Source organism: Nocardia sp. NRRL S-836, assembly GCF_001279525.1.
Lineage (GTDB): Bacteria > Actinomycetota > Actinomycetes > Mycobacteriales > Pseudonocardiaceae > Lentzea.
On the sequence record NZ_LGDY01000125.1, the window covers coordinates 79,632 to 92,371 of the forward strand.

The 12,740-nt window shown below is 70.5% G+C and carries 14 protein-coding genes and 1 tRNA gene; 4 read left to right on the forward strand and 11 right to left on the reverse strand.

What is annotated here, in order from left to right:
* Positions 1-33 precede the first annotated feature (33 nt).
* The 3 genes from ADL03_RS33930 to lipA all read left to right on the forward strand — a co-directional run bounded on the left by ADL03_RS33930 (position 34) and on the right by lipA (position 2,496).
* The gene (locus ADL03_RS33930) at positions 34-366 is read left to right on the forward strand and encodes a hypothetical protein (RefSeq protein WP_157529556.1); all 333 of its coding nucleotides are present in this window, start codon (positions 34-36) and stop codon (positions 364-366) included.
* Entirely contained in the window at positions 363-1,253 is an 891-nt protein-coding gene (locus tag ADL03_RS33935) for an oxidoreductase (RefSeq protein ID WP_053737691.1), read from the forward strand. The genes ADL03_RS33930 and ADL03_RS33935 overlap by 4 nt, the downstream gene beginning before the upstream one ends.
* 241 nt (positions 1,254-1,494) lie before the next feature.
* Positions 1,495-2,496, forward strand: coding sequence for a lipoyl synthase (gene lipA / locus ADL03_RS33940; protein WP_053737855.1), 1,002 nt, complete (start codon positions 1,495-1,497; stop codon positions 2,494-2,496).
* A gap of 55 nt (positions 2,497-2,551) precedes the next feature.
* Here the strand turns inward: lipA and ADL03_RS33945 are convergent, their stop codons facing one another.
* From ADL03_RS33945 to ADL03_RS33990, 10 genes are all read right to left on the reverse strand, one after another.
* Positions 2,552-2,971, reverse strand: coding sequence for a MerR family transcriptional regulator (locus ADL03_RS33945; protein WP_053737692.1), 420 nt, complete (start codon positions 2,969-2,971; stop codon positions 2,552-2,554).
* Positions 2,968-3,291 (reverse strand): hypothetical protein, encoded by a 324-nt coding sequence (locus tag ADL03_RS33950; protein WP_053737693.1) that lies wholly within the window; start codon positions 3,289-3,291, stop codon positions 2,968-2,970. Before ADL03_RS33950 ends, ADL03_RS33945 begins: the two co-directional genes overlap by 4 nt.
* A 209-nt stretch (positions 3,292-3,500) precedes the next feature.
* Positions 3,501-4,526, reverse strand: coding sequence for a trans-acting enoyl reductase family protein (locus ADL03_RS33955; RefSeq protein ID WP_053737694.1), 1,026 nt, complete (start codon positions 4,524-4,526; stop codon positions 3,501-3,503).
* A gap of 9 nt (positions 4,527-4,535) precedes the next feature.
* A complete protein-coding gene (locus tag ADL03_RS33960) occupies positions 4,536-4,829 on the reverse strand; it encodes a hypothetical protein (protein ID WP_053737695.1) in 294 nt (97 codons plus the stop codon).
* A 66-nt stretch (positions 4,830-4,895) separates the two neighbouring features.
* Positions 4,896-5,396 (reverse strand): GNAT family N-acetyltransferase, encoded by a 501-nt coding sequence (locus ADL03_RS33965; protein WP_053737696.1) that lies wholly within the window; start codon positions 5,394-5,396, stop codon positions 4,896-4,898.
* A 13-nt stretch (positions 5,397-5,409) separates the two neighbouring features.
* Positions 5,410-6,606, reverse strand: a complete 1,197-nt coding sequence (locus ADL03_RS33970; protein ID WP_053737697.1) for a cytochrome P450 — start codon at positions 6,604-6,606, stop codon at positions 5,410-5,412.
* Between the two features lie 31 nt (positions 6,607-6,637).
* Positions 6,638-7,009 (reverse strand): hypothetical protein, encoded by a 372-nt coding sequence (locus tag ADL03_RS33975; RefSeq protein WP_053737698.1) that lies wholly within the window; start codon positions 7,007-7,009, stop codon positions 6,638-6,640.
* Positions 7,010-7,360: 351 nt separating this feature from the next.
* Positions 7,361-7,432: transfer RNA gene (locus ADL03_RS33980), tRNA-Val, on the reverse strand.
* Positions 7,433-7,469: 37 nt separating this feature from the next.
* Entirely contained in the window at positions 7,470-7,934 is a 465-nt protein-coding gene (locus tag ADL03_RS33985; RefSeq protein WP_053737699.1) for a peroxiredoxin, read from the reverse strand.
* A gap of 86 nt (positions 7,935-8,020) precedes the next feature.
* Positions 8,021-8,452, reverse strand: a complete 432-nt coding sequence (locus ADL03_RS33990; protein WP_053737700.1) for a DUF3052 domain-containing protein — start codon at positions 8,450-8,452, stop codon at positions 8,021-8,023.
* A gap of 294 nt (positions 8,453-8,746) precedes the next feature.
* Between ADL03_RS33990 and aceE the strand changes: the two genes are divergently transcribed.
* A complete protein-coding gene (aceE, locus tag ADL03_RS33995; RefSeq protein WP_197288909.1) occupies positions 8,747-11,536 on the forward strand; it encodes a pyruvate dehydrogenase (acetyl-transferring), homodimeric type in 2,790 nt (929 codons plus the stop codon).
* A 229-nt stretch (positions 11,537-11,765) separates the two neighbouring features.
* Here aceE and ADL03_RS49940 read toward each other — a convergent pair whose 3' ends face one another.
* Positions 11,766-12,692, reverse strand: coding sequence for a GNAT family N-acetyltransferase (locus ADL03_RS49940; RefSeq protein WP_231642616.1), 927 nt, complete (start codon positions 12,690-12,692; stop codon positions 11,766-11,768).
* Positions 12,693-12,740: the final 48 nt, after the last annotated feature.

Below are 12,740 nucleotides of genomic sequence, written 5' to 3' on the forward strand. Positions count from 1 at the left end.
GTACCGGTGGTATGGTCGTGTCATACCGAGGGTATGCGAGAAACCGGGGGTACGACCATGGGCTGGGCCGACCACTACCGCCGCCGCGACGCGCTCGACGCAGTGCTGCACGACGCCCGCCGCGACCCGTCCGCACCGCTGATCGTGGATCCGGACGTCTTCTCCTCGCTCAACGAGCTGCTGCTGGCGCTCGACCACCGCTGGCACAACAAGCTGGCCGCGCGCGTGCAGACCGCCGCCCTCGACGGCCCCGTGGACGAGGAGCGGATCACCGCCGAGCTCGCCGCGGACGAGCCGGTGTTGCGAGCGGTACTCGACGCCCACCTTTCGCTCGGCAGTTACCGGGCGGTAGGAATGACCCCATGAGTCGTTGGACCGACGCCGACATCCCTGACCAGACCGGCCGCACCGTCCTGGTGACCGGTGCGAACTCGGGCCTCGGCCTGCGCACCGCCCTGGTGCTCGCCGCCAAGGGCGCCCACGTGCTGATGGGCTGCCGTTCCGCCGAACGCGGCGAGGCGGCCCGGCGCCAGGTCAGGGGGTCCGCCGAGGTCCTCCCGCTCGACCTCGCCGACCTGGCCTCCGTGCGCGCCGCGGCGGAGCGGGTCGGCTCGCTCGACGTGCTCGTCAACAACGCGGGCATCATGGCCGTCCCGCACGGCAAGACCGCCGACGGCTTCGAGCGCCAGTTCGGCACCAACCACCTCGGGCACGCGGCGCTGACGTTCCTGCTGCTGCCCGCCCTGCGGCAACGGCCCGGCGCGCGCGTTGTGACCGTGGCCTCGCTCATGCACCAGTACGGCCGCATGAACTTCGACGACCCGAACTGGGAACGCCGCCCGTACAGCTCGCGCGGCGCCTACGCCCAGTCGAAGCTCGCGAACATCCTGTTCGCGCGGGAGCTGGACCGCCGCTGCCCGGACGTGACGTCGCTCGCCGCGCACCCCGGCATGACGGCCACCGACCTGACCGACAACATGGCGAGCGCGCACAACTCGTCGGTGCTGCGCATCGGCGGCCGCCTCAGCCACCTGTTCTCGCAGTCGGTCGAGATGGGCGCGCTGCCGCAGCTCTACGCCGCGACCTCACCCGACGCGCGCGGCGGCCAGTACTACGGTCCGGGCGGCTTGCGGGGCCTGCGCGGCTACCCCGCGGTCGCCGGGATGACCCCGGCGGCTCGCGACGACCTCGCCGCGAGCCGCCTCTGGGAGCTCACCGTCAAGCTGACCGGGATCACGCCCGAGCTGCCGTAGGTGAGAGGTACCGGGGCCGGTGCCTCCGCCTGGGGGGAGTGGGAAGACACCGGCTACCCGGTCGTCACCTCCGGGCAGGCACCATCTTCAGCCGTCGCCTGTTGTTCATGGTCGACGTGACGTGCGTGAACAACAGATCGTGAACAACGAACCGCTCCGCCGGACGTCCGGCAGGCGCACCTACCGTGCGGTCGGACGTGCGTGACGCCGGACACGCGGGGGCGCAGCGTAGGGTGAGGTGGTGACTGTGGTACCTGAGGGTCGGAAGCTGCTGCGGCTCGAGGTCCGCAACAGCCAGACGCCGATCGAGAAGAAGCCCTCGTGGATCAAGACCAGGGCGAAGATGGGCCCCGAGTACCGTGAGCTCAAGGGCCTGGTCAAACGCGAAGGCCTGCACACGGTCTGCGAAGAGGCCGGCTGTCCCAACATCTACGAGTGCTGGGAAGACCGCGAGGCCACGTTCCTGATCGGCGGCGAGCAGTGCACCCGGCGCTGCGACTTCTGCCAGATCGACACCGGCAAGCCCGCCGACCTCGACCGCGACGAGCCCCGCCGCGTCGCCGAGTCGGTCCAGGCGATGGGCCTGCGCTACTCCACGGTCACCGGCGTCGCCCGCGACGACCTGGCCGACGGCGGCGCCTGGCTGTACGCCGAGACCGTCCGCCAGATCCACGAGCTGAACCCCGGCACCGGCGTCGAGCTGCTGATCCCGGACTTCAACGCGGTCCCCGAACAGCTCGCCGAGGTCTTCGAGTCCCGCCCCGAGGTGCTCGCGCACAACCTGGAGACGGTCCCGCGCATCTTCAAGCGCATCCGTCCCGCGTTCCGCTACGAGCGCTCCCTCGAGGTCATCACCAAGGCCCGCGAGTTCGGCCTGGTGACCAAGTCGAACCTGATCCTCGGCATGGGCGAGACCCCCGACGAGGTCACCGAGGCGCTCAGCGACCTGCACGACGCGGGCTGCGACATCATCACCATCACCCAGTACCTGCGCCCCTCGCCGCGGCACCACCCGGTGGAGCGCTGGGTGAAGCCGGAGGAGTTCGTCCAGCACAAGGAGACGGCCGAACAGATCGGCTACCTCGGCGTGATGGCCGGCCCGCTGGTCCGCTCGTCCTACCGCGCCGGCCGCCTGTACGCGCAGGCCAAGCAGAAGCGCGGCGAGGAACTGCCGGAGAACCTCCAGCACCTGCTCACCGTCTCGGCCTCGCAGGAGATCACCAGCCTGCTCGCGCCCCGCTGACGTTCCGCACACCGAGAAGCAGGCCGGCCTTCGTGGCCGGCCTGCTTCTTCGTCATCAGGTCGCCGACCCTCGCGGGAGGCCGTCGAACGGCAACGGGCACAACGGCTCGTGCGAACAGGCGACCAGGTCATCGCACCCGGCGGTGACCGCGGCCCGCAGGGTGTCGCGGACGACGACCAGGTCCGCGATCTTCGCCTCGACCTCGGCGAGCTTGTCCCCGGCCCGTTCCCGCAGCCCGGCGCCGTGCCGGTGGGTGCCGAGGTCGAGCAGCCCGGCGATCTCGTCGAGGCTGAAGCCGAGCCGTTGCGCCGCCTTGACCACCCGCAACACCGTCACCGCCGCCTCCGGGTACAGCCGGTGCCCACCCGGCGACCGCCGCGGCCGGGCCAGCAGGCCGACCCGCTCGTAGTACCGCAGCGTCTCCCTGTTCACCCCGGCGGCCTCGGCAACCTGCCCGGTGCGCAGCCCGCTCACCGGGTGACCCGTGCTTCCAGCGCGTCGAGCACTTCAGCCCGTGCGCCGGGCACCGCGACCTCCAGTGTCAGCCGCCCGCCGGTGGCGGTCAGCGCGAACGTGAAGAACGAGCAGCACCCCGTCTCCCTGACCATCAGACCGGCCGCGGTCGCGGCGACGTCCGGCCCCGGTTCCAGCTCCAGCACCAGCCGCGTCCGGTCCGGCCGCTCGGCGCCGCGCACCGCCGTGGCGAACAGCTCGTCGAACTCGGCCACCCGCGACGGCCTCTCCGCCGTCGGCAACGTGCACGACTCCGGCACCCACTCCGCTTCCGCGCTCATGGTCCGACGGTAAGCCCGTACCCATATACCGGATGCAAGTCCGACGCCGCCGCCTTGGCTCGCCGGATGGCGGCTTATGCAAAATACGTTTGCGGACGTCCGCAAACGTATTTTGCATAAGAGGATATTTGCGCTGGTCACGGGCATGAGCGAGCTAGCCGTCCATCAGGCGATCGGCCTTGGCCTCGTGCTCGGGAGCTACGTCGGAGCTAGCTCCGACGGACCTCGCCGACGACGACGCCGTCGAGCTCGCGGAGGAAGTCCGCGCCGAACGCGCTGGACGGCGTGTGAGCTCCCGGTGCGACGCCGTCGATCTTGCCGATGGCGCGCAGCACGGAGTCGGCGGTGAGGCTGTAGGCGTTCGGGGTGGTGATGGCGCACTCGACCTTGGTGTCCGCGTCCCAGGCCTCCCCGAACACCTCGGCGCGGGTGTTCGCGCGCTTGCGTTCGTCGGGGCCCTTCACCCTGGCGGCGACGGACTTGCCGGCGTTCTGCACGAGCGGCGTCTGCAGCACCGGGGCGAACACCTGCTGGAGCCGGCCCAGCAGTCCCGGCACGGGGGTGAACGTCGTGATGTTCGGGATGCCGGTGGAGCGGTGGGCGGTGCTGACGTCGCCCCACGGGATGCTGCCGACCTCGCGCGGGCCGGAGCGGAAGTACGCGGTGCGCCTCCGGTGGCCGATGCGCACGGCCTTCAGCTCGCCGTCCTCGCGGATGCGCCCACCGACGGCGGCCGCCTCGACGGAGGTCTTGGTGGTGCCCGCGCTCGCTCCTCCCCCGACCACGAAGGCGAGATCGAGGTGCGTGGCGGTCGGGAGGGCGTTCTTCAGCATCGCGGCCACGCAGTCGGTGGGGACGACGTCGAAGCCGGCGCCGGGCAACAGCACGATGCCGGCCTTGCGCGCGTCGGCGTCCCGCAGGCTGATGGACTCGAAGACGTCGATCTCACCCGTGATGTCGAGGTAGTGCGTGCGGGTTTTCAGGCAGGCGTCGACCATCGCGGTCGCGGTGTGGGCGAACGGGCCCGCGCAGTGCACGACGGCGTCGACGTCCTCCAGGTGCGCGCGGGCCTGGGCGAGGTCGAACGCCCGGTGCTCCAGGCCCAGCGCGGCGGCGATCGGCCCGACCTTCTCGGCCGAGCGGCCCGCGAGAACCGGGCGTTCACCGCGCTTGACCGCGAGCTCTGCGATGAGGCGGCCCGTGTAGCCGTTGGCGCCGTAGACCATCCACGTCATGCCGCGACCTTACCGGCGAGTAGCGTCACGGGCAGCGACCAAAGAGCCGATCAGCAGCAGCGCGCCCACCCCGATCACGGGCAGCGCCCAGAGCAACCGGCGCTGCCGCAGGTCGGCGCAGATGTCCACATAGGCCGATCCGACAGCGGCGGCTGCGGGTTCGTCGAAGCCGAGGCCGAGACCGTTGCCGCACTGGACGAGCGCCCCGCTCGGCGACTCGACCGCCAGTGCCACGAGCAGGATCGCAGCCCCGCCGAGCAAGAACGCGAGACCGACCACGACGGCGAACGTGCGCAGTGACATGAATGGAAATTACGTCTCGAATGGACTCGGGGATAGCCCTGGTCAGCCGCATTGGGGGCTGATCCCCTAATCCCCCGCTGAACGCCGCGCCGGCGTTACGGCGAAGAACTCGTAGCGCTGCTCCACCCGGCCGGTGCGCGGATGCGGCGCGGCGGCACCGGCCTTGCGCCAGCCGAGCCGTTCGTACAGGCGCACGCCACGCACGTTGTCGACGAAGACGTGCAACTGCGCCGCTTCGTACCCACGTTCGGCCAGCGCACCTGGGAGCGCTCTCAGCAACGCCTCGCCCACGCCCTCGCCCCACGCGTCCGGGTGCACGCCGACGTAGTTCACGTAGGCAACACCGCTGTCCGTCCGCAGTGGACCACCGGCCAGAAACCCGATCGGCACACCGCCTCGCACCGCCAGCAGGAACAACGACGGCTCGTGCGCCAGCGCGTTCTCCACGCCGGGACGGGCCTGCGCGAGCGTCGGCACCTCGGCGTGCCCATCACGCGCGGCGACCCCGTGCGCCCAGATGAGCGCGGCCGCGTCGACGTGTTCCGGTCCCCCTTGGACGATCTCCACGCACGCAGGCTAGTCAGCCGAACACGACGGGAAGCGACGTCACGCTGACCATGATGTCGTTGTGCGTCACGGCGGGCGGCCGGTCACCGGCGAACCGCGCGCGTGGGAACCGGGCGGTGAGCCGACGCAACACGGTCTCGGTCTCCAGCCGCGCGAGCCCCGACCCCAGGCAGAAGTGCGGCCCGTGGCCGAACGACGCGTGCCCCGCCGCCCCGCGGTCGACCCGGTACCGCGCGGCGTCCTCGTGCGCGACCGGGCACCGTCCCGCGGCGCCGAGGTTGATCAGCAGCAGCGTGTTCTCCGGGACCACCACACCGCCGATCTCGACCGGCTCGGTCGTGATGCGGTGCGTGGCGCTGCGGACCGGCGAGTTGTGCCGCAGCGTCTCCTCGACCACCACCGGCACCAGCCCGGGGTCGGCGGCGACCCGCTCCCACAGGCCGTGGTCCAGCACGTCGTGCACGACGTTCGTGATGAGGCCCGCCGTCGTCTCGTGGCCCGCCACGACGAGGAGGAACGCCATCGCCATCAACTCGTCGTGCGTCATCCGGTCGCCGTCGTCCTCGGCCGCCACCAACGCACCGAACAGCGAGCCCTCGTCCAGCCCGTTGCCGCTCAGCAGGGTGTGGAAGTAGAGCCCCAGCGCGTCGCTCGCCGGCTGCGACACCTCCGGCTCCATCGACATCATCGTCTCGATCAACGCCCGCACCCGCGCACGGTCGTCCTCGGGCACACCGAGCACCTCACCGATGATGTGCAACGGCACCGGCACGGCCACAGCGCGGACGACGTCGACCACCTCCCCCACCGGCACCGCGCCGACGAGCTCCGCGGTGACCTGCTCGACCCGCGGCGCGAGCCGCCGCACCGCCTCCCCGCCGAACGCCTTGACCGCAAGCCCGCGCAACCGCGCGTGCTGCGGGTTGTCACTGTTGAGCATGCTCGGCCCGAACAACCCCGCGAGCTCGGTCTGGCCGCTGCCGAGCGCGGCGAGCTGACGTTTCATCTCCCGCTGCAACGCACCGCTGTCCTTCGACAGCCGCCGATCGGCCAGCAGCCTGCGGGTGGCCTCCAACCCGACGGTGACGACGTGCAAGCGCACGCCGTTGGGCAGCGTGACGGGGTGCACCGGCCCGGACGCGCGCGCCTCGTCCTCGACCCGGTGGTGCTCACGGGCCCGCAGCTCGCCGCCGGTCAGCAGGTTCGTCATCGTCTTCCTCCAGGCGACACGTGTTGCACTGTCACCGCAGCGCGTCGAACACCCCGATCGTCTCGACAGCCGGCAACCGCGGCGGCGACGCGGCGATCGCCTTGCGCCCCAGCACCCAGCCGGGCAGGTGGTCCTGCAACGCCACCCGCCCCTGCGGCGTGATGTCGACCGGAGCAGCCATCCCGTGGTCGATCGCCCGGTCCGGCTTGACCCACGTGACCCACCCGCGCAACTGCAGGACCTCCAGGTCGTCGGCGTCCCACGGCTTGGCCGGCCGGTGCTCCAGGTACCAGCTGGTCGCGCCGCGGTGCACCCCGCCCTGCTCCACCAGCGCGAGCAGCTTCACCTGCTCCTGCGTGACGGTGCGGGGAACGGGCTTCGCGGTCTTGCCCTTGCGCTTCACGGTTCGTCGTCCTTCGGAGAGGTGGGCCCAAACGTCCCCGACAGCCGGTAAAGGTACGGCACCGGCCTGGCCCGTTCCAGACGCTGTGGAAACGCTCGCCGCGGAAGTGACGTGCGCCACTGGAACTGCCGACGATCCGCTGCGATTGAGCGCGCAGTGACGACTAGTGGCGAAGCTCGATGGGCTTCGTTGAGGCCCTTTCACACCAACCGGACGGCCGAGCGAAGCGAGGCCGAACCGGGGGTCCGGGGGCGGAGCCCGCCGGGCGGGGCTTGGGGGTCGCACCCCCGGGAAACACAATGGAGCGAGGTGGTCGACGCTTTCCGTCGACACACCTCGCCCAGAGCGGAATGGGCGCGACAGGGTTCGAACCTGCGACCGCTCGGGTGTAAACCGAGTGCTCTTCCGCTGAGCTACACGCCCGTCCACCCGGCGCCGATCACGGCACCGGACAGGTACATCATGCCTTGAGGGAGGCTACGGCCTTCTTCCAGCCGGCCTGATCGCGGGCCTCGCCGGGTGCGTTGACCTCGGCGAACCGCACGACGCCCTCGGTGTCGACCAGGAAGGTGCCCCGCAGCGCCATGCCCACGGCGTCGTTGAAGACGCCGTACGCCTGCGCGACGGCACCGTGCGGCCAGAAGTCGGACAGCAGCGGGAACGTGTAGTTCTCCTGCGTCGCCCACGCCTTCAGGGCGAACACGCTGTCGACGGACACGCCGAGCACCTGGACGTCCTCGTCCTCGTAGGCCGAGATCTCGTCGCGCAGCTGGCAGAGCTCGCCGTGGCAGGTGCCGCTGAAGGCGAACGGGTAGAACACCAGGAGCACGTTCTTCGAGCCTCGGAACGACGACAGCGTCACCGGCTGCTTGTTGTAGTCGTTGAGCGTGAAGTCCGGGGCTTGCGAACCGACCTCGACCGCCATGGAAAAGAACCCTCCGGTTGACCAGGACTGAGCACGGACGGGTGACAACCGCCCGTGGCCCAGAGCCTATGTCAGCCGCGCTCGTGTCAGCGCTTGGCCTTGGCGGACTTCGGCCACACCAGCTTTGTGCCGGCCCAGTCGTCGGCGACGCTGATGTTCGAGGTCTGCGAGAGGCCCGCAGTCCCGGAGGCGTCGGCGATGTCACTCGGCTCGACGTGGCCGGGGCGGCCCGTCTTCGGGGTCAGCACCCAGATGGTGCCGTCCTCTGCCAGGAGGTTGGTGGCTTCGAGCAGAGAGTCCACCAGGTCGCCATCGTCCTCCCGGAACCAGAGCAAGACGACGTTCACCGTCTCGTCGGCCTCCTCGTCGAGGATGTCGGCCCCGATCTGCTCTTCGACCGCGGCACGCAGGGCGTCGTCGACGTCCTCGTCCCAACCGATCTCCTGGACGACCATGCCCGATTCGATCCCGAGCTTCTCGGCGACGCCGATCTTGCCGGCGTCTTCCGCGGCGACCACGGTTTTCACTCCTCCAACTACGCAAGGGCGACAGCCTGTGAAGACTGTCGCCGGAAAGTCCACTACACGGGACAGCGAACACTGTCAGCTACCCCCGGCGCAACTGTTGACCACGTGACACGCCGCAACACCGACCCCTGTGGAGGTGCCTACACTGGCAGGAGGCATGCTCTACATACCTCTTATCGCGCGCGCGTGAGCGACACGATCCAGAACTACCGATCAGTAGCGGTGACGAAGTCGTCGCGCAAGGACAACGATAGGTGCGCGGGGCACGGTTTTCCGGGCCCACGCGTGTACCGCCAACGAAGCCGAGGAGACACCTTGAGCCCGCAGAACACAGGCCCCGAGCGGGTACGTGTCATTCGCGACGGTCTGGCAGCCCACCTGCCGGACATCGACCCCGAAGAGACGGCCGAGTGGCTCGAGTCCTTCGACGAGGTCCTCAAGGGCGGCGGACAGCAACGCGCGCGGTACCTGATGCTGCGGCTGCTGGAGCGAGCGGGCGAGAACCACGTCGGCATGCCCTCGCTGACCAGCACCGACTACGTCAACACCATCCCCACCGAGCGGGAGCCGTGGTTCCCCGGTGACGAGGAGACCGAGCGCCGCTACCGCGCGTGGATCCGGTGGAACGCGGCGATGACCGTGCACCGCGCGCAGCGGCCCGGTGTGGGTGTCGGTGGACACATTTCGACCTACGCCTCCAGCGCGTCGCTGTACGAGGTCGGCTTCAACCACTTCTTCCGGGGCAAGAACCACCCCGGTGGCGGTGACCAGATCTTCATCCAGGGGCACGCCTCCCCCGGTGTGTACGCGCGCGCCTTCCTCGAGGGCCGGCTGTCGGAGCACCAGCTCGACGGCTTCCGCCAGGAGTACTCGCACGCCGGTCCGGGTGGCGGTCTGCCGTCGTACCCGCACCCGCGGCTCATGCCGGACTTCTGGGAGTTCCCCACGGTCTCGATGGGCATCGGCCCGATGAACGCGATCTACCAGGCGCGGTTCAACCGCTACCTGCGCGACCGCGGCTTCAAGGACACCTCCGACCAGCACGTGTGGGCGTTCCTCGGCGACGGCGAGATGGACGAGCCGGAGTCGCGCGGCCTGCTGCAGCTCGCCGCGAACGAGCAGCTCGACAACCTCACGTTCGTGGTCAACTGCAACCTGCAGCGCCTCGACGGCCCGGTGCGCGGCAACGGCAAGATCATCCAGGAGCTGGAGTCGTTCTTCCGCGGTGCCGGCTGGAACGTCATCAAGGTCGTCTGGGGCCGCGAGTGGGACTCGCTGCTGCACGCCGACCGCGACGGCGCGCTGGTCAACCTGATGAACACCACGCCCGACGGTGACTACCAGACCTACAAGGCCAACGACGGCGCGTACGTCAAGGAGCACTTCTTCGGCCGTGACCCGCGCACGAAGGCCCTGGTCGACGCCATGAGCGACGACGAGGTGTGGAACCTCAAGCGCGGTGGCCACGACTACCGCAAGGTCTACGCGGCGTACAAGGCGGCGACCGAGACCGTCGGCCAGCCGACCGTGATCCTCGCCAAGACGATCAAGGGCTACTCGCTGGGCAAGCACTTCGCGGCCCGCAACGCGACGCACCAGATGAAGAAGATGACCCTGGAGGACCTCAAGGGCTTCCGGGACAGCCTGCGCATTCCGATCTCGGACGAGCAGCTCGAGGCCGACCCGTACCTGCCGCCGTACTACCACCCCGGGCAGGACGCGCCGGAGATCCAGTACATGCTGGAGCGCCGCCGTCAGCTGGGCGGTTTCGTGCCGGAGCGCCGCACCAAGTCCAAGGCGCTGGTGCTGCCGGGCGACAAGGTCTACGAAGGCGTCCGCCGCGGTTCGGGCAAGCAGGAGGTCGCCACGACGATGGCGTTCGTCCGGCTCGTCCGCGACCTCGCGAAGGACCCGGAGATCGGCCCGCGCATCGTCCCGATCATCCCGGACGAGGCCAGGACGTTCGGCATGGACTCCATGTTCCCGACGCAGAAGATCTACAACCCGAACGGCCAGGCGTACACCTCGGTGGACGCCAACCTGATGCTCGCCTACAAGGAGTCCGAGCAGGGCCAGATCCTGCACGAGGGCATCAACGAGGCGGGTTCCACGGCGTCGTTCACGGCGGTCGGCACGTCCTACGCCACGCAGGGCGAGCCGATGATCCCGATCTACATCTTCTACTCGATGTTCGGCTTCCAGCGCACCGGCGACGGCCTGTGGGCCGCGGCGGACCAGATGGCGCGCGGCTTCGTGCTCGGTGCCACCGCGGGCCGCACGACGCTGACCGGCGAGGGCCTGCAGCACGCCGACGGCCACTCACTGCTGCTGGCGCACACCAACCCGGCCGTGATCTCGTACGACCCGGCGTGGTCGTTCGAGGTGGCGCACATCGTCAAGGACGGTCTGCGGCGGATGTACGGCGAGAACGCCGAGAACGTCTTCTACTACATGACCGTCTACAACGAGCCGTACGTGCAGCCGGCCGAGCCGGAGAACCTGGACGTGGAGGGCCTGCTGCGGGGCCTCTACAAGTACCAGGACGGCCCCTCGACGGACGGTCCGCGGGCCCAGATCCTCGGTTCGGGCGTCGGTCTGCCGTGGGCGCTGAAGGCCCAGCAGCTGCTGGCCGACGAGTGGGGCGTCTCCGCGGACGTGTGGTCCGCCACGTCGTACTCGGAGCTGCGCCGCGACGCCGTCGACACCGACCGCCACAACCTGCTGCACCCGGACGCCGAGCCGCGCGTGCCGTACGTGACGCAGGTGCTCAAGGACGTGCAGGGCCCGGTCGTGGCCGTGTCCGACTGGGCGTCGGCGATCCCGGACCTGATCCGCCCGTACGTGCCGACCGACATGACGACGCTGGGCACGGACGGCTTCGGCTTCTCCGACACGCGCCCGGCCGCCCGCCGCCACTTCCTGGTGGACGCGGAGTCGGTCGTCGTCGCCACGCTGGCCGCGCTGGCCAAGCGCGGCGAGGTGGAGCAGTCGAAGGTCGTCGAGGCGGCCCGCAAGTACCGCATCGACGACGTGCAGGCGGCCGGTCCGTCCACGTCGGACGCGGGTCTCGCGTAGGTGTCGTCGCTCGGCCGAGGGGCCGTTCCGCTTCGCGCGGGACGGCCCCTCGGCCGTTTCAGGGCTCCCGCGGGCAGGCGCGGCGGGACAGACGGGCCGGGAAGGCCGTCAGCGCGGCCGTGACGGCCCTGGCAGCCGCTCCCCGCGGGACCACCGCCGCCGGGCGCGGCGACGGGTGTACGGGCCGCTGAGAGGCTCTGATGATCATCGGCGGCCGATGAAAACCGCCTCAGGCGAGGGCGTACTCGGTGAACTGACCCGCCATCGTGAACCCCAGCCGCCGGTAGACCGGTTCGCCGTCCCGGGACGCCTGCAGGACGGCGATGCGGTGGCCTTCGGTGCGTGCGGTGTGCAGGGCGGCCAGCGTGATCGCGCCGCCGTAGCCGCGGCGGCGGTCCGCGGCGAGGGTCGAGATGTTGTAGATCCCTGCGACGCCCGCGTGCGGGAACACCTCCGCCGTGCACACCGGGCGGCCGTCCACATAGCCGACGAGGTAGCGGGCCTGACCGGTCAGCGCGTGCGGGGCGGTGTCGGCGCAGAAGCGGCGGACCGTGGCGGCGGGCGGGTCCCAGTTCGCGGCCAGGACGGTCGCGTGGTCGGCGAGCTCCTGCTCGGTGCGCACGCGGCGGATGTCGAGGCCGTCGGCGGACGGGTGCGGGAGGCCGGTGCCGGTGAGGTCCCTCCACATGGCCGCCTCGGTCTCCGCGGCGGTGGCACCGGCTCGCACGAGCACGTCGTGCAGGCCGGCCGGGGTGGTGGCGGGGCCGACCCACCAGGAGAACGGGCGGCCGGTCGCCTTGACCGCGTTCACCGTCTCGGTCACGCGGGCGGTGGCGGTGGCCGGGGTGAAGCGGGCCGAGGCGACGAGGTTGAACGTGTCGTCGTCCAGGCCGCTGTCGGCGATCAGGAGGTCGCCGGTCCGCGTCACCGTCGCGCGCGGCAGATGGCGGTGGAGGTGGCACGCGTGCTCGGCGAGGTTCTGCTCCATGCTCGTGAGCAGGCCGGCGGTGCGCTGGTGGTCGTCGTCCGGCCCGGCCAGGTCGTGCTCGTCGACATCGGGGGTGGCGCGGACCGCGAGGGCCTCCGGCGGCAGCCACCCGCCGGCGTCCGCGTTGCCGTCGTCGGCGCTGTGTTCCTCGGCTCGCACAGCGGCCATCCGACCACGGCCGGGCAGCTGCTCGCGAGCGATATATCAGCACGCCGA

Bases quoted from the DNA above. Each gene is read 5' to 3' on its own strand.
- ADL03_RS33970 (WP_053737697.1), bottom strand. From the start codon at position 6,606: ATGACGAACCTGCTGACCGGCGGCGAGCTGCGGGCCCGTGAGCACCAC.
- ADL03_RS33930 (WP_157529556.1), top strand. From the start codon at position 34: ATGCGAGAAACCGGGGGTACGACCATGGGCTGGGCCGACCACTACCGC.
- ADL03_RS49940 (WP_231642616.1), bottom strand. From the start codon at position 12,692: ATGGCCGCTGTGCGAGCCGAGGAACACAGCGCCGACGACGGCAACGCG.
- ADL03_RS33960 (WP_053737695.1), bottom strand. From the start codon at position 4,829: ATGTCACTGCGCACGTTCGCCGTCGTGGTCGGTCTCGCGTTCTTGCTC.
- ADL03_RS33935 (WP_053737691.1), top strand. From the start codon at position 363: ATGAGTCGTTGGACCGACGCCGACATCCCTGACCAGACCGGCCGCACC.
- ADL03_RS33955 (WP_053737694.1), bottom strand. From the start codon at position 4,526: ATGACGTGGATGGTCTACGGCGCCAACGGCTACACGGGCCGCCTCATC.
- ADL03_RS33950 (WP_053737693.1), bottom strand. From the start codon at position 3,291: ATGAGCGCGGAAGCGGAGTGGGTGCCGGAGTCGTGCACGTTGCCGACG.
- ADL03_RS33985 (WP_053737699.1), bottom strand. From the start codon at position 7,934: ATGGCGGTCGAGGTCGGTTCGCAAGCCCCGGACTTCACGCTCAACGAC.